Below are 15,708 nucleotides of genomic sequence, written 5' to 3'. Positions count from 1 at the left end.
GAAATAAAAAATTCATTTCCTTTATGATTTTCGCTTACTTCCCGTAATCACAACAACAGAGTAAAAGAGTTATGACACATTCCAATCCTCCAAAAATAACCGGTACCCGATACGTTCTAGCCGTTAAAGATCTGAAAGATTCGGCTGCATACTACCAGAATCAGCTTGGATTTACCTCTGTTTGGACTGATGGAAACTGGCATTTTCTAAGCCGGGAATTATTTTTTGTAATGCTGGGAGAATGTAAAGATGATGTTTCTGCTTTTGAGACCAATGATCACTCCTATTATGCCTATATCGAGATGGAAAATGTTAAAACATTGTATGATGAGTATCAGAAAAGGGACGTTGATATCATTGCTGAACTCAAAGACAAAGATTGGGGACAAAGAGAGTTTGCTATCCGTACCATCGATGGTCACCGGATTATGTTTGGAGAAACCCTTTGAATCCATAATAATTCAATACAAAACACACTGTTAGATTTTTAAACTACTAATGAATAAAACCTACTATTCGGACGAAATTTATAAAGGAGAGGATTTTACGGTAAAGAACTTTGACTTAGGAGCTTATGAGTATTGCCGGTTCATCAATTGCTCATTTTTTAAGGTGAGCCTCAGTGAATGTAGTTTTATTGAATGTGAGTTTGAGGGATGTGATTTAACGATGGCCAAGCTATACGGTACAGCCATCCAGGATACTAAATTTACCGAATGCAAGCTTATCGGACTTCAGTTTGATACCTCCAACGACTTTGCCTTCTCTCCGGAATTTGAATCCTGTAACCTGAACCTGTCTTCTTTCTTCCAAGTTAAAATAAACAAAGCCATTTTTAATAATTGCAACCTGAATGAAGTGGAATTTACCGAAGCTGAACTGAAGGAATCAATCTTCGATAATTGTGATTTAGCCAAAGCCAACTTCTCATCTACCCTTCTCCAAAAAGCAGACTTCAGAGATTCTTACAATTATTCCATCGACCCTGAATCCAATAAGATTAAAGGCGCTAAATTCTCGCTTCAGGGATTACCGGGCTTACTGGATAAATATGGGATTGTGATAGAATAATTTCGTTAATCAGCAACAGTAGGAACAACTTCACCAAGATGATCGAATATAACGTTCCAACCCTGCTTGTGACCTTGAAACAATTTTAACTCGTTCCGGTGCTCCGCTCCGGAATGCCCTATCGAGGCTCTGCCTCACATTACCCGGAGCAGGAAGCTGAGCTTCCATCATGCGTTTCTTCTAGCTCATCGAATCGAGACTCCCAGAATTGCTTGTATTCCTGAACCAGTTTCTCCACTTCTGAAAGAGGTTCATAATTCATACGGCACTTATAAGTTCTGCCCTCTTTCCTTTTTATGATAAGATCAGCTTTCTCCAACACTTTCAAATGCTTGGAGACTGCGGCTAAAGACATATCGTATGGTTCGGCGATTTCATTTACAGAATGTTCTTTTCGTGCCAGCCGGCCAAGAATTGAACGGCGGGTAGCGTCCGATAAAGCGTTTAAAGTAGAATCTAGCATAAGATTATATTTAACTGATTGGTTGAATATGATTCATCAACAGAAAACATTCAACTGATTGGTTAAATATTATAATGAGACGGGTCGAAGATCGGTCGGATGTAAGGCTTTAACTCGTTCCGGTGCTCCGCTCCGGAATGCCCTATCGAGGCTCTGCCTCACATTACCCGGAGCAGGAAGCTGAGCTTCCATCATGCGTTTCGCAGCAGAGCGGCGGAACGAGGATAAGATTAATTCTCTATGGTGAGTACTCGGACAGGGAGGTCCTGAAAAGCGTTCCCAACGGGGACGTTGGGAACGAGATAAACGGAATGATGGATGGATCAGGAACAAACACTGATCACTGCAAACTGTAAAACAGCTAATGCGCTTCCAGCCAGTTATCTGCTACACCCGACTCCACATCCAGTGGTACATCCAGCTCAAAAGCGGTTTCCATCAGCTCATTGATCTTGTCCGGTACTTCATCCAGCTCGCTTTCATGAATCTCGAAAATGAGTTCATCATGAACCTGAAGCAGCATCCGGCTTTTCTTGTTGTTGTCTTTGAGCCAGTGATGGATATTGATCATCGCCAGCTTGATGATATCGGCTGCCGTTCCCTGTATCGGCATATTGATGGCCGTTCGCTCGGCAAAGCCCCGTACATTCCAATTGTCTGATTTAATATCTGGAATATACCGCCGGCGGCCCAGCAGTGTTCTCACGTATCCATGCTCCCGGGCAAATTCCTTGGTGTCGTTTATATAATTCAGAATGTTCGGGAAACGCTCGAAATATTGATCGATCATCTCTTTCCCTTCATTATTCTCTATACCCAGCCGTGAAGCCAATCCATAGGCACTCACTCCGTACGGAATACCAAAATTAACTTCCTTGGCTTTTCGGCGGTGATCGGCGGTAACTTCATCCAGGGAATCCAGACCAAAGATTTCTTTGGCCGTTCTGGAGTGAATGTCTTCCTTATTTTTGAACGCCTCCATCATCGCTTCATCTTTGGCGATGTGGGCAATCACCCGGAGTTCTACCTGCGAGTAATCAGCCGACATGATCTTGTATCCTTCTTCGGCAATAAACGCCTTCCTGATTTCCCTTCCTCTCTTTGTGCGGATGGGTATATTCTGAAGGTTAGGATTGGATGAACTCAATCGACCTGTAGCAGCTACGCTTTGGTTGAAGTCGGTGTGAACTCGACCGGTGTCTGGATTTATCAGATCAGGCAGTGCATCCACATAAGTAGATTTGAGCTTGGTGAGCTGACGGTAATCGAGAATCAGGCTTGGCATCTCATACTTTGCTGCCAGGTTCGTCAACACTGATTCTGCCGTAGAATACTGTCCGGTCTTGGTTTTCTTACCTGCAGGCAGTTCCATTTTCTCGAACAGAATGGTTCCCAGCTGCTGGGGAGAATTGATATTAAACTCCTCTCCCGCCTTGTCATAAATCTGTTGCTCCAGTTCTTTCAGGTCTTTGTCCAGTTCTTCGGAAAAGGCAGCCAGCATTTCAGTATCCAGCTTCACCCCTTTGTACTCCATATCCGCCAGGACTTCCATCAGCGGATAATCGACGGTATAAGCGATTTCCTCGAGTTCATCCTCCTTCAGCTTGTCGCTCAGAATTTCATATAGCCGCAGGGTTATATCGGAGTCTTCACACGCGTAGAGATAGACTTCTTCCGGCTTCAATTCGGCCATTGAAATCTGCTTTTTCCCCTTCCCGATGAGTTCTTCTATAGGAACGGGTTTATAATTCAGCAGACTCTTGGATAGTTCATCCATCTTGAGTCGCTGATTGGCATCAATCAGGTAAGCCGCAATCATTGTATCAAAAGCTTTGCCCTTAATTTCGATCCCGGATCGCTTCAGCATCAGGTAATCGAACTTATAATTGTGGGCAATCTTAGTGGAGTTTTCATTCTCAAAAAGTGGACGCACAGCCTCAATCACTTCTTTTTCGCTTAGTCCGCCTTCAACATTCACCGGTATATAATAACCGGTTCCGGGAGTAGCCGTTAAGGAAATACCAACCAATCCGGCTGAAACCGGATCGGGGCTGTCGGTCTCCGTATCAAAACAAAACTCTTTATGATCCTTAAATCGCTCGACCAGCTTTTTAACTTCCTCAATGGAATCAACCAGTTCATAATTAACCTTGTCTTCATCCAGTTCCTGCTTGGGAGCTTCTTCTTTGAAAGAACCAAACAGATCCACCTGATCGCCATCTTTGGATGCAACAGGACCCTGTTCTCCCAAATACCTTTTGGTAAGCGTGCGGAATTCCATTCGCTTAAAGAACAAACCCAGCTCTTTCTTGTCGGGACCCTCCCATTCCAGCTCTTCCCAATCTTCAGTATCGGGAACATCAGTTTTGATAGTCACCATAAACTTGGCATGAAGAGCCTGCTCTCCATATTCTGTTAGTCCTTCACGCGCCCGTTTCCCTTTAATATCGGGAGCGGCTTCAATGGCTTTCTCAAGTGAACCATATTTTTTAATCAGTTTAGGGGCACCTTTTTTCCCAATACCAGGAACACCAGGAATATTATCCGAGGTATCCCCGATCATCGCCAGTACATCAATCACCTGCTCGGGATACACACCAAAGTAATCCTTCACTCCTTCACAATCGATGATATTAAATCCGCCATTATTGTTATCCGGTTTCATCATCCGGATGTGATCGTGAACCAGCTGCATAAAGTCTTTATCCGGCGTAACCAGCATTACATCCACATCATCAGCATTGGCACCGCTCGCAATGGTTCCGATGATATCATCGGCTTCATAACCATGCTGTTCAATGTTCGTGATTCCCCATGCCTTCACCATCTCTTTAATAAGTGGAATTCCTATAGTCAGTTCCTCAGGCTGTGGCGGTCGGTTTGCTTTGTACTCTTCATCTTCCTCGTGCCTGAATGTTGGCTCATGCGTATCCCATGCAACTGCAATGTGCGTGGGCTTTTCTTCATCCAGCATTTTTTCGAGCGTATTCGCAAATCCCAGAACCGGTCCGGTTGGAATGCCTTCCGAATTTTTAAGCCTGCTGTTTATGAAAGCGAAGTGAGCACGGTAGGCCAGCGCCATACCATCCAGTAAAAAGAGGAGTTTTTTAGACATTGAATCTGTTTATTTTGAACTTTAACAATGAGCTTGGAAACTAATTTTTTTTAATTCTAATTACGAATATTGATTGCTGTTAATACCTGAGGTTGAATGAGTTTTACATCGCTGCCAAAAATTGAATTACACCTGCATCTGGATTGCTCACTGAGCTTTGATGTTGTTAAGAAATTACGTCCTGACATTACCCGTGACCAATATAACTCTGATTTCATAGCACCGGCTAACTGTTCCAGCCTGGATGAATACCTGAAGTGTGCGCATGAACCCATTGCCATCATGCAAACCAAAAAACAGCTGGAGATGGTTACCCTCGATCTGTTTCAGCAGCTACAAAAAGATAATGTCATTTATGCTGAAATTCGTTTCGCACCTCTTCAGCATCTGGAAAAAGGATTAAGTCCGGAAGAAGTCGTTCAGGCAGTTGATGAGGCTACGGCCAGGGGAATTGAGGAAACGGGCATCGAGGCCAGAATTATTTTATGTACGCTTCGGCACTTCTCTGAAGAAGAGAGTATGAAGACAGTTAAACTGGTCGAGCAATTCAAAGGCTCAAGGGTAACAGGGTTTGACATCGCAGCCGATGAAACTTTGCCCGTAGACAATCACATAAAGGCTTTTGAATACGCCAACAAAAACAATATTCCTTGCACAGCACATGCAGGAGAAGCTCGGGGAGCCGAAAGTGTACGGGAAGTCCTGCAGAATTTCTATCCCTCCAGAATAGGTCACGGTGTTCGGAGTCTGGAAGATGATTCGCTTATGAATTTCTTAAAAGAAAAAGACATTCATCTTGAGGTCTGCCCTACCAGCAATGTTCAAACCGGGATTTATAAATCGGTCGCTCATCACCGGGTTGATGAAATTTATGAGCGTGGAAACTTCCTGAGTATTAATACAGATGGCCGCACTATTTCCAATGTTTCTCTGATTGAAGAATATACTTCGCTAAACAAGCATTTTGGCTGGCAAACTGAACATTTCCTAAGGGTAAATCACCAAGCCATCGATGCGGCTTTCTGTGATGAGGAAACAAAAGATGTGCTACGCCGGAAATTAACCGAGGGGTTTAAGCAAGTTGAGAGTTGACAGGATGATGTTTACAGAATAAACATCAGTCTCCCTTTCCATTCTCAGCTGCCATTTCTCAAAACTACTCCTGCTCTTTCTCTACTCAATTCGCTTCCTGATTTAGCAATGTGCCCGTTCATTATCACCCACTCAAAACCGGTAGCGGGTTCATGGGGTGATGAAAACGTAGCGTTGTCCTTTACCTGATTTGGATCAAATATCACGATATCTGCTTTATGGCCCTTTTTTAAAACGCCCCGGTCGGTAATTCCTAATGTTTCAGCAGATAACCCCGACATCTTATAAACAGCCTCTTCTATCGACATTGACTGCTGTTCGGTAACATATTTTCGGATCACTTTGGCAAAACTTCCATACCCTCTTGGATGGCGCATTCCCGGACTTCCATCCGAACTGATCATCACGCCTTTTGCTATCGCAATTCGATCCTGAAGCTCTTCATTCATTACAAAATGAGCCGCTGAAGCACCATTAGGCCCCATTTGAAGCAGTAAGTCAACAGGACTTATTCCTTCTGACTGTGCAGCCTCTGCCAATGTTTTCCCTGCATATTCCCCTGAGCCAAATAAAATGGCTTCCGGTCCATTTCTCTGCTGCAATTTTGAAACCAGAAACTCTCTTAGAAGTGCTGGATTCTCATTCATGATGGCCTTCCACTCACTATCTGTTTTTGCCCATGTTGGAAATACGATACCAATCCCCGTATAACTGGCTGCATATGGATAAGTGTCCGCCGTAAACTCAATACCTTCCTTATTGAGTGCGGCAATCTGATTTAAAACTTCTTCAGCCCGATCTGTACCCTTTCCATACACTACCTTAAAATGGGAAGCATGAACCCGGGCATACTTTCCCAACGAAGCCAATTCTTCCAGAGAAGCAGAAATTTTAGAATCATCTTCACTTCGCATATGACTCATTATTATTCCGTCATATTCACCCACAACTTCTGCAAGTGCCGACAGTTCACCGGGTTTTGCATAAATCCCGGGCACGTATTCTAATCCTAAACTCATTCCGTAAGCTCCAGCCTCTAACCCGTCTTTCAGGTTTTGCTTCATTTGCTGGATTTCTCTGTCAAATACTTCTTTATCCTCTCCTAAATCTACTGATCTTCTAAGCGAGCCATGTCCAACTAATGTAGCAACATTTACAGCCGGCACAGCTGACTTTACCTCTTCAAACCAATCATCCAGAGGCTCACTTGTTGGTGATGAACCATCCTGGCCGAGCAAAATAGTTGTCACTCCCATAGACAGGAAGTTTTCAAATTCTGGTGTTTGGATTGGATTACCGTGAGCATGCATATCTATAAACCCCGGGGCAACAACTTTTCCTGACGCATCTATTATTTGTATCCCCTGAAGGGTATCCTGATCAACCGGACCGATATATGCGATAGAATCTCCCCGGATAATAACATCCGCCTTGTAAGCTTTCTCACCGGTTCCATCTACCACAGATCCATTTTTAATGAGCAGACCTGCTCTGTTCTGTGCCTGTATTAACTGGTTACCGGAAAGGTTAACGGCTAAACATAGAAAAAGGGACAGGGCAACAACTTTCTTTATCATTTGGTCTAACTCCAATTATGAGCACTAAATTTCATGCCTAAGAAAACCAAACCCGACCAAAGTTGAAAGTTGAGAGTTGAAAGGGTGATGTTTGGAGACCAAGCAACTGTGACTTAGTCATTCCTGCAAAGGCAGGAATCTGGTTGCTGGTAAGGTGTTTTGCTAAAAACTACATCCGGATCTCAGGCCTCCGCCGTGAGATGACAACCCTATCACCTTTTCAACTCTCACCAGCCCTTAAACATTAAAACGGAAGAGCAGTACATCTCCGTCCTGAACTACGTACTCCTTCCCTTCCTGACGCATTTTACCAGCTTCCCTGGCGGCTTTTTCAGAACCAAGTTCCTGATAATCTTTAAAGGCAATGGTTTCAGCGCGAATAAATCCTTTCTCAAAATCAGTGTGAATGACACCGGCTGCCTGAGGGGCTTTGGTGCCTTTCTTGATAGTCCAGGCACGGGCTTCTTTGGGGCCGGCTGTGAAATAGGTAATCAAGCCCAGTTCCTTAAAGGCTCCTTTAATCAGCCGATCCAATCCAGCACTTGGAACGCCCAGTTCTTCGAGGAACATTTCTTTTTCGTCTTCGTCCAGCTCGGCAATTTCAGCCTCTATTTTAGCACAAAACATCACCGTTTCGTCGTCGTGCTCAGAAGCAATTTCTTTTACCGTATCTACATATTCATTACCGCTTTCCAGATCTGATTCTCCCACATTACATGCATAAAGCACCTGTTTGTCTGATAGCAGAAATAAATCCTTATAGGCTTCCCTTTCATCCTTGGATACTTCAAAAGTGCGGGCCGAATTTCCTTCTCCCAGATGATCTGCCAGTTTTTGTACAATAGCCAGCTGTGCTGCTTTGGCTTTATCTCCACCTTTGGCTTCTTTCTTGAGCTTTTCCACCCGTTTCTCCACTGACTCCAGATCTTTAAGAATCAGCTCTTCTTCGATAATGCGAATATCACGTTCAGGATCCACGCTTCCTTCTACGTGTATGATATCATTATCATCAAAACAGCGAACCACATGCAGAATCAAATCCACTTCACGGATGTGAGACAAGAACGCATTACCCTTCCCTTTTCCTTCGGAAGCACCCTTTACCAATCCGGCAATATCCACAAACTCGATAGTAGCCGGAAGCACATTCTTGGATTCAGCCAGTTCTGCCAATTCATGAAGTCGCTCATCCGGAACCGGAACCATCCCCACATTTGGGTCAATCGTACAAAAAGGAAAGTTCGCTGATTCTGCTCCGGCGTTACTCAGCGCGTTAAATAAGGTTGATTTACCTACGTTGGGAAGCCCAACAATTCCACATCTTAAGCTCATTTACTGATTATTTAGATTTTAAAAGTCCAGACTTTCTTGTTGAATAAATTTCATTTCCGGCAAAGCCACTGCGGTTAAAACACCATAGCCTCGCTCAGCATACACACAGCCGGTGTCAATCCCCAGCATATTTTCTTCTACTATAGGTTCTTTTACGGGCGTATGACCAAAAACTACCGTTTTCTCCCATACATTTTTACGGGAATACACATGATCACGCTGCCAGATAAATTGATCCCGCTCATACTTGCTATCCAGATTTTCTTCTATGGTCAGATCCGGAGAGATTCCACCGTGCACAAAAAAGTACTTCTCCGTCTCCCAATACAATACAGTGCTTTTAAAAAACTCATAATGTTCTTCCGGCAGGTTAAAATCGCCCGGAGATGAATCATAATTGCTGAGCGTGGTATTGCCGCCGTTACTCAGCCAGAGATTCCAGTCTCCTTTTTCATACGCATCCAGCAGCATTTGATCATGATTTCCGGTCAGAAATACGCATTCATGATCTTTTTCAAAATCTATAAGCTGTTCTACCACTTTTTTTGAATCGGGCCCGCGGTCGGTATAATCACCCAGAAATACATACACCGGTTCATGATTGTATTCCTGATGTAGTGTTTTCAGTAAAGCTTCGTTTGATGCAGCACACCCATGGATATCGCCAATTGCTATTATTTCAGGATGTGATGCCATTTTCGGTTAATTATTTCCCAACGTTTTTTGAATGAGTCCGCGTCCTTTTTTATTAATGCGTCCTTTTTCATTCAAATCGCTCAAAGCTGCATCCAGAATTCCGTTTATAAATCTTCCTGACTTCGCTGTGGAGTATCGTTTTGCTAGTTCAATGGCCTCATTAATACTCACCTTGGTGGGAATCTCTTCAAAATAAATAAACTCGCAGATTGCCATTTTCAGAATCATGCGATCGATTAAAGCCAGCCGGTTAATATCCCAGTTTTTGATATGGTCGACAATAACTTCATCCAGCTCTTCTTCATGATCAATGGTTTCAAAAAATAATTTCTCTGCGAAGCGGCGAAGGTCTTTCTCTTTTGTGAATTCTGCTTTCTTGATGATGGTATCAGCAACATGCTGAGTGGAGTCTTTACCAAGCTGGAGTGCGTAAATTGCTTTGAGAACCGTTTCTCGTACTTGTCTTCGATTGATCATGCCAAATAACTATTGTAGTGAGCGCCAAAGATACGGGTTTGTTCATACAATTGTACACTCAGATGATGTGATTTTTGACTCCTTATCAGACATTGGCACAGCCAATAGTTTAGCTGTGTTGTCTTCAGGTATGCAAGCGAGTCGTTTACGGCATCGCGGTATTAGCGAAGGCGAACCCCATCGCTTGTGTACCGGAATAATTTGGTTGCTTTACCTCAATGTGGAAACGTGTTTTAGCTTATTTCCTAACCGAACAAGGGGAGAATCTTCATGTCCTGTCCAACAACACCTCCTATTCAGATCCTGAATTAAATTCAGGATGACAACTTTTGTTGATTTTAAAAAGGAAATTAAAATCACAGCTTATCACAAACATTAAACTAATCACAGATCCCCGTTGTGTTACTCCCCGAAAGCTCCCTATATTTGGAGCCGTTTTGTTACTGATTCTATTGCGTCCCTAGCTCAGTTGGTTAGAGCGTTGCATTGACATTGCAGAGGTCACTGGTTCGAATCCAGTGGGACGCACTTTTTTGTTCATATCTTATTCTCTTCTAATAAATACTGATATAAACTCTCCGCTTTATTGGTTAGGTGCAAAAAGTCTTCACCAGATTTTATAAGCTCCAGCTTTTTAAATATATCTAAACCATCTTTATTCAAAATCCTAATCATTTTTGATATATCTCTCAGTATCCGTCTGTCTTGATAAATTGAGAAGAAAGGGCCAATTAGTTTATTCTTTTCAAGAGCATTAGAAGCATGGACTAAATCATCATAACTAAATGGCACATCTCTATTATTATTCATTTCAGTAATAGCCTTTCTAGCATCATTTAGCTGTTCAATAACAGATTGGTAATCCTCTTGTAAATTATAGAGTTCCTCTCTTAAATCTTTAATCTCACTTGTATAATTTTTGACTTTCTCTAATGATGATTCTAATTCATTGGTCAGATTCTCATTTTCCTTTCTATACTTTATGTTTCCAGATTCTAAAGAATCAATTTTTGAATTTGCTTCAAGTAAATCCTTTTTTAGCTGTCTAAACAAGTTATTATCCACAATTTGTAGTGGATCCAATTGTTTCTGAATAAAGGGTATAGCTATTTTGGAGTAAAAATTTGCTACAAATGAACTCAACCACATAAGAACATAAGTAATACCTAGGACTACAAAAGTGTAGATTACAAGCCAAAAGATATCATTAGGTGTATTTGTTTCAACATAAGAGACAACAACTTGAATCCTTTCGTCCAATGTAAATTCATCACTAATTGTCAATAAACTATAAATAGCCTTCCAATTCTTTAAAAGTAATAAGACTAAAAAAGTCCCTAAAAATGGATTTGTTACTCTTCGATGTAAATTTCCGCTGAAACTTTTAAACCAATCTGAAATCATATTATTTATTGACTAATTTTCAATCCTTTAGAGATAATATTATTTCGTAACTCATTCAAGAGATCATTTAACACTTCCTTAACTCTATTCTCCTCTCGTTTTCTTATTTAGTCAGCAAATCAATTACTAATAAATTTTTGCTGCATGACGATTTCAAGGAAGGAGTTTTTACGACAAGCCGGGGCTTTCACGCTTGGGTTTTCCGGATTCCAAATCTTAACCAATCACCTCTCTGGTGGAAGAGTAATTCCCAAACAAGCCCTCGAATTATATGGGCCGCTCCTTCCCGATCCCAATGGTATCTTCGATCTCCCCAAAGGCTTTTCTTACAAGATCATTTCCCGGGCCGGTTCTACTATGAAGGATGGCTTTATCCTGCCCGGCCGCCCGGATGGAATGGCTGCTTTTTCGGGAGGAAAGGACAAAACCATCCTCATTCGAAATCATGAACTGAACCCTGACCAATCCGGAGAAGGCAGTGCGTTCGGCAAGGATTATGAGCTGGCTTCTAAAGCAGAAACAGCTAAAATTTATGATGCAGGCCTGGAAAACAATCCCGCCCAGGGAGGAACTACCACGCTGGTTTTCAATACCAAAACACAGGAAGTAGAAAATGAGTATTTGAGTCTTGCCGGTACACTTCGTAACTGCGCAGGCGGACCTACCCCCTGGGACACCTGGCTGACCTGCGAGGAAATTGTTACACGTGCCGATGATCGCCGTTATGCTAAAGATCATGGTTACGTATTTGAAGTGCCCGCATCAACGGAAGCCAATCTTTATGAAGCAAAACCCATCAAAGATATGGGACGGTTCAATCATGAAGCGGTAGCTGTAGATCCAAAAAGCAATGTAATTTATCTCACTGAGGATGATTCTGAGGGGCTTTTATATCGGTTCATACCAAACACGCCTCAAAAAATGCTGGACGGAGGAAAACTACAAGCACTTGTAGTTAAAGATCAGCCCGGGCTCGACTCCAGAAACTGGGATCAACAAACGGTTCAGCCCAATAAACCCCTGGCCGTGGAATGGTTAGACATGGAAGATATTGATGAAGATGATTTACGCATTCGTGGCCATAAAGCCGGAGCCACCCGCTTTGCCCGCGGAGAAGGCATGTGGTATGGAAACAGCGCCGTTTATTTTGCATGTACCAATGGGGGCAGATCCAAAAAAGGTCAAATCTGGAAATATGTACCCAGTGCTTTTGAAGGCACTTCCAAAGAAGCCGATGAACCCGGCATGCTGGAGTTATTTGTGGAACCCAATGATGGAAACATCATCGAACATGCTGACAACCTCACAGTTGCTCCCTGGGGCGACTTAATTGTCTGTGAAGACGGAGGAGGAGATAATTACTTATTGGGAATCACTCCCAAGGGTGAGGTATACAAATTGGGCCGAAATGCAGTGAGTGAATCTGAACTGGCCGGAGCTACTTTCTCTCCCGATGGCTCTACTTTGTTTATGAACATTCAGCATGATGGGTTGACGCTCGCTATCACAGGTCCCTGGGATAAAGAATAAAAAGGATGACATATTTATTTTTTCACTGAATCCCTATACGATTTAATAATCGCTTAACTTTCTTCACACTAAGCTAATCTATTGGTAAAGCAGTCGTAATGTTTGGGAAACAGTAGCGCAACCTCCTAATGATATCATCCGGGATATAAATACCCACAACTATTATTTGGAGGACAAATGTTATCAAAAAAGGTTAGTACCCTCATTCTAACCTGTGTCACAGCATTACTTTTGATGCTGCCACAGTTTTCAAACGCACAATCTGCTGCCACTATTAGTGGTACCATTACGGATCAAAAAACAGGAGATTTACTTCCCGGAGCAAGCATTCTTGTGGAAGGAACTTCTATTGGTACCAGTACCAATGCTGATGGAAAGTATACGCTAAACTCAGTGCCGGCTGGAAATCAAACCCTGCGTATTTCTTATCTGGGTTTTGAAACTTTGGAAGAAGAAGTTTCCGTTGAAGCAGGTCAAAATCTTACCCTTAATATTGAGCTTACCGACAATTTTATTGAAATGGATGGCATCACTGTTCAGGGAATACGGCAGGGTCAGGCCCGGGCGCTCAATCAGCAAAGAACAGCTGCCAATATTAAAAATGTTGTTGCTTCCGATTTAATAGGACGCTTCCCCGATCAAAATGTAGCTGATGCCCTAAGACGGGTACCAGCAGTTTCTGTTCAGCGAGACCAGGGTGAAGCCCGTTATGTGCAAATCAGAGGGACAAACCCGAACCTGAGTAACATCAGTATTAATGGTGAGCAAATTCCCTCCCCGGAAGGCGATGTTCGCTACGCTGCACTTGATATGATTCCAAGTGACGTCCTTTCAAGCATTGAAGTGACAAAAGCGATTACTCCCGACATGGATGGGGATGCTATCGGTGGTTCGGTTAACCTTAATACGCTGGCTGCCAGCCGCGCAGGAAAAACATTGAAAGTTACACTTGCTCCCGGCTATAACAATCAAAATCAAGACCTGTCCCCTTTTGGTGGCATTGCTGCAATGACCTATGGAGATCGTGTTTCTGATGGGAAATTTGGGTTCCTGGTATCCGGTAGCTACCAAAATGCGAATCGTGCTTCCAATAACAATGAAATGGAATACGGTGATGGAGAACTGGAGACACTTGAACTTCGGGATTATGAGTTAAACCGTGAACGTGCGGGTTTGGTCACTTCCCTCGACTATCAATTCAACAATCAGTCAAAAGTATTTCTTAACACCGCCTTTAACTATTTCACGGATACCGAATACAGACGAGCATTTATTGCCGAAGCTGATGTAATGGCACGTGAGTTTAAAGACCGCCTGGAAAAGCAGAAGATATTCAGCCTCTCCGGTGGTGGTCAGCATGCTTTATCCGATAAATGGGAAATTGATTATATGGCTTCCTACTCCTATGCTGATCAATATACCCCGTACGATCGCAACGTTGTATTTGAGCAGGCCTATGAAGATCCTATTACAGAAGAAGACATTGAATTTGTCACTTTTGATGATGCTGATCCTGATTACCCACAATTTGGGGTAAATACTGCAGGAACGGTTTTTGGTGCAGGCGCTTACAGTTATGGCAACTTTGAATTTGATGAATTCGAGCAGAGTTCTGAATCTACTTCTGATCAAAACTTTACGACCCGGCTCAATCTAAAAATGAATTACAATCTTGGTACTATAGCCGGAGACCTCAAGTTCGGCGGACTTTTCAGAACTAAAGAGAAAATCACGACACCACGGGTTCGCCTCTACGACTATGATGGTGATTTCCTGTATTCTGATGTACAGGGAGATTTTGAAGACGACGATTTTCTGGATAATAACTATCAAAACGGTATCGGACTTTTCCCGGACCCGGATTTACTGAAAGCGTTTTATCGAGATAACCGCTCATCTTTCGAACTGGAGGATGAAGACAGCATGGCTGACTCAGAAAGTGAGACTTACAACGCCAACGAAGACACCTATGCCGGTTACCTCATGACAAATCTCCGGAGGGATAAGCTAAGCGGCCTGGTTGGATTCCGTTATGAGTTCACTTCAGTGGATTACAATGCTAATCTGGTAGAGTTTGATGCCAACGGTGACTTGCTTCCGATTACAAGTACATCGGGAACAAACGATTACAACTTCTTTCTTCCGATGGTACACCTTACTTATTCTGTAAACCCATTGGTTAACATCAGAGCAGCCTGGACCAATTCTTTTGCCAAGCCAAACTATTTTGACCTGGCTCCTTACCGGATTGTAAGTCGCGAAGATGAAGAAATTGAATTAGGCAATCCCGGACTTGATGCCACCACTTCCATGAATCTGGATTTGATGGCCGAATATTATTTCAACTCGGTAGGTGTACTTTCGGCAGGTGTGTTCTACAAAGATATCAGAGACTTCATCTATATCCGCAATTACGAATTCAGTGGTGGGCAGTATGATGGATACGAGGCTACACAGCCCGTTAATGGAAATAACGCCGATCTTGTTGGGTTTGAGCTGAACCTGCAGCAGCAACTTACCTTCCTTCCAGGGTTCCTGAGTGGTCTTGGAGTTTACGGTAACTACACTTACAGCTGGTCTGAAGCAGAACTCATAAATTCCGATGGTGAAACGCGTACTGTTTCCCTTCCCGGGCAAGCAGAAAACACCGGAAATTTCGCGCTTTCGTATGAACGATCGGGGTTCTCAGGCCGCGTGTCTCTTTCTTATGCCGGAGCATTTATTGATGAACTTCGCGATGAAGAAGGAAATGATCGTATTTATGATGAACACATTCAGGTTGACCTTTCCGCAAGTCAGCGCATAAACAAAAACTTTACGGTTTTTCTGGAGCTCATCAACCTCACCAACGAACCTCTTCGTTATTACAATGGAGTTTCCAGCCGGCCCGAGCAACAGGAGTTTTACTCTTTCTGGGGTAATCTTGGGGTGAAATTTGAACTTTAAATGAG

Annotated in this window: 12 protein-coding genes and 1 tRNA gene; 6 read left to right on the top strand and 7 right to left on the bottom strand. The window is 43.0% G+C overall.

Annotated elements, in window-relative coordinates:
* Positions 1–71 precede the first annotated feature (71 nt).
* Positions 72–449: a VOC family protein gene (locus RIB15_RS11760; protein ID WP_350202353.1), complete on the top strand. Its 378-nt coding sequence runs from the start codon at positions 72–74 to the stop codon at positions 447–449.
* Positions 450–498: 49 nt separating this feature from the next.
* Positions 499–1,071 (top strand): pentapeptide repeat-containing protein, encoded by a 573-nt coding sequence (locus tag RIB15_RS11755; RefSeq protein ID WP_350202352.1) that lies wholly within the window; start codon positions 499–501, stop codon positions 1,069–1,071.
* A 139-nt stretch (positions 1,072–1,210) separates the two neighbouring features.
* Here RIB15_RS11755 and RIB15_RS11750 read toward each other — a convergent pair whose 3' ends face one another.
* A complete protein-coding gene (locus tag RIB15_RS11750) occupies positions 1,211–1,534 on the bottom strand; it encodes an ArsR/SmtB family transcription factor (protein ID WP_350202351.1) in 324 nt (107 codons plus the stop codon).
* Between the two features lie 361 nt (positions 1,535–1,895).
* Positions 1,896–4,649 (bottom strand): DNA polymerase I, encoded by a 2,754-nt coding sequence (polA, locus tag RIB15_RS11745; protein WP_350202350.1) that lies wholly within the window; start codon positions 4,647–4,649, stop codon positions 1,896–1,898.
* 96 nt (positions 4,650–4,745) lie between these two features.
* On the opposite strand from polA, the gene add reads away from it, so the two are divergent.
* Positions 4,746–5,741 carry an adenosine deaminase gene (add, locus tag RIB15_RS11740; RefSeq protein WP_350202349.1) on the top strand — a complete coding sequence of 332 codons (996 nt, stop codon included), beginning with the start codon at positions 4,746–4,748 and terminating at the stop codon, positions 5,739–5,741.
* A 44-nt stretch (positions 5,742–5,785) separates the two neighbouring features.
* Here the strand turns inward: add and RIB15_RS11735 are convergent, their stop codons facing one another.
* The 4 genes from RIB15_RS11735 to nusB form a co-directional block, all read right to left on the bottom strand.
* Positions 5,786–7,318, bottom strand: a complete 1,533-nt coding sequence (locus RIB15_RS11735; protein ID WP_350202348.1) for an N-acyl-D-amino-acid deacylase family protein — start codon at positions 7,316–7,318, stop codon at positions 5,786–5,788.
* A gap of 237 nt (positions 7,319–7,555) precedes the next feature.
* Positions 7,556–8,650 carry a redox-regulated ATPase YchF gene (gene ychF / locus RIB15_RS11730; RefSeq protein ID WP_350202347.1) on the bottom strand — a complete coding sequence of 365 codons (1,095 nt, stop codon included), beginning with the start codon at positions 8,648–8,650 and terminating at the stop codon, positions 7,556–7,558.
* 18 nt (positions 8,651–8,668) lie between these two features.
* Positions 8,669–9,346: a metallophosphoesterase family protein gene (locus RIB15_RS11725; RefSeq protein WP_350202346.1), complete on the bottom strand. Its 678-nt coding sequence runs from the start codon at positions 9,344–9,346 to the stop codon at positions 8,669–8,671.
* Between the two features lie 6 nt (positions 9,347–9,352).
* Positions 9,353–9,823, bottom strand: a complete 471-nt coding sequence (gene nusB / locus RIB15_RS11720) for a transcription antitermination factor NusB (RefSeq protein ID WP_350202345.1) — start codon at positions 9,821–9,823, stop codon at positions 9,353–9,355.
* Between the two features lie 454 nt (positions 9,824–10,277).
* Here nusB and RIB15_RS11715 point away from each other — a divergent pair.
* Positions 10,278–10,351, top strand: a tRNA-Val gene (locus tag RIB15_RS11715).
* Positions 10,352–10,360: 9 nt separating this feature from the next.
* On the opposite strand, the gene RIB15_RS11710 is transcribed toward RIB15_RS11715, so the two are convergent.
* On the bottom strand, positions 10,361–11,227 hold the full coding sequence (locus RIB15_RS11710; RefSeq protein ID WP_350202344.1) for a hypothetical protein: 867 nt from the start codon (positions 11,225–11,227) through the stop codon (positions 10,361–10,363).
* Between the two features lie 144 nt (positions 11,228–11,371).
* Between RIB15_RS11710 and RIB15_RS11705 the strand changes: the two genes are divergently transcribed.
* Together RIB15_RS11705 and RIB15_RS11700 are read left to right on the top strand one after the other, a co-directional pair.
* Positions 11,372–12,757 (top strand): alkaline phosphatase PhoX, encoded by a 1,386-nt coding sequence (locus RIB15_RS11705; protein WP_350202343.1) that lies wholly within the window; start codon positions 11,372–11,374, stop codon positions 12,755–12,757.
* 177 nt (positions 12,758–12,934) lie between these two features.
* Entirely contained in the window at positions 12,935–15,703 is a 2,769-nt protein-coding gene (locus tag RIB15_RS11700) for a TonB-dependent receptor (protein WP_350202342.1), read from the top strand.
* The last annotated feature ends 5 nt before the right edge of the window (positions 15,704–15,708 follow it).

The sequence above is a fragment of the Gracilimonas sp. genome, assembly GCF_040218225.1.
In the GTDB taxonomy this organism is placed as follows: domain Bacteria; phylum Bacteroidota; class Rhodothermia; order Balneolales; family Balneolaceae; genus Gracilimonas.
Note: the sequence above shows the minus strand (reverse complement) of the source record. Positions and strands in the feature narration are given on the sequence as shown.

Coding starts and splice junctions, on each gene's coding strand:
- RIB15_RS11700 (WP_350202342.1), top strand. CDS start 12,935: ATGTTATCAAAAAAGGTTAGTACCCTCATTCTAACCTGTGTCACAGCA.
- RIB15_RS11710 (WP_350202344.1), bottom strand. CDS start 11,227: ATGATTTCAGATTGGTTTAAAAGTTTCAGCGGAAATTTACATCGAAGA.
- RIB15_RS11760 (WP_350202353.1), top strand. CDS start 72: ATGACACATTCCAATCCTCCAAAAATAACCGGTACCCGATACGTTCTA.
- RIB15_RS11725 (WP_350202346.1), bottom strand. CDS start 9,346: ATGGCATCACATCCTGAAATAATAGCAATTGGCGATATCCATGGGTGT.
- RIB15_RS11755 (WP_350202352.1), top strand. CDS start 499: ATGAATAAAACCTACTATTCGGACGAAATTTATAAAGGAGAGGATTTT.
- RIB15_RS11735 (WP_350202348.1), bottom strand. CDS start 7,318: ATGATAAAGAAAGTTGTTGCCCTGTCCCTTTTTCTATGTTTAGCCGTT.
- RIB15_RS11705 (WP_350202343.1), top strand. CDS start 11,372: ATGACGATTTCAAGGAAGGAGTTTTTACGACAAGCCGGGGCTTTCACG.
- ychF (WP_350202347.1), bottom strand. CDS start 8,650: ATGAGCTTAAGATGTGGAATTGTTGGGCTTCCCAACGTAGGTAAATCA.
- polA (WP_350202350.1), bottom strand. CDS start 4,649: ATGTCTAAAAAACTCCTCTTTTTACTGGATGGTATGGCGCTGGCCTAC.
- add (WP_350202349.1), top strand. CDS start 4,746: ATGAGTTTTACATCGCTGCCAAAAATTGAATTACACCTGCATCTGGAT.
- RIB15_RS11750 (WP_350202351.1), bottom strand. CDS start 1,534: ATGCTAGATTCTACTTTAAACGCTTTATCGGACGCTACCCGCCGTTCA.
- nusB (WP_350202345.1), bottom strand. CDS start 9,823: ATGATCAATCGAAGACAAGTACGAGAAACGGTTCTCAAAGCAATTTAC.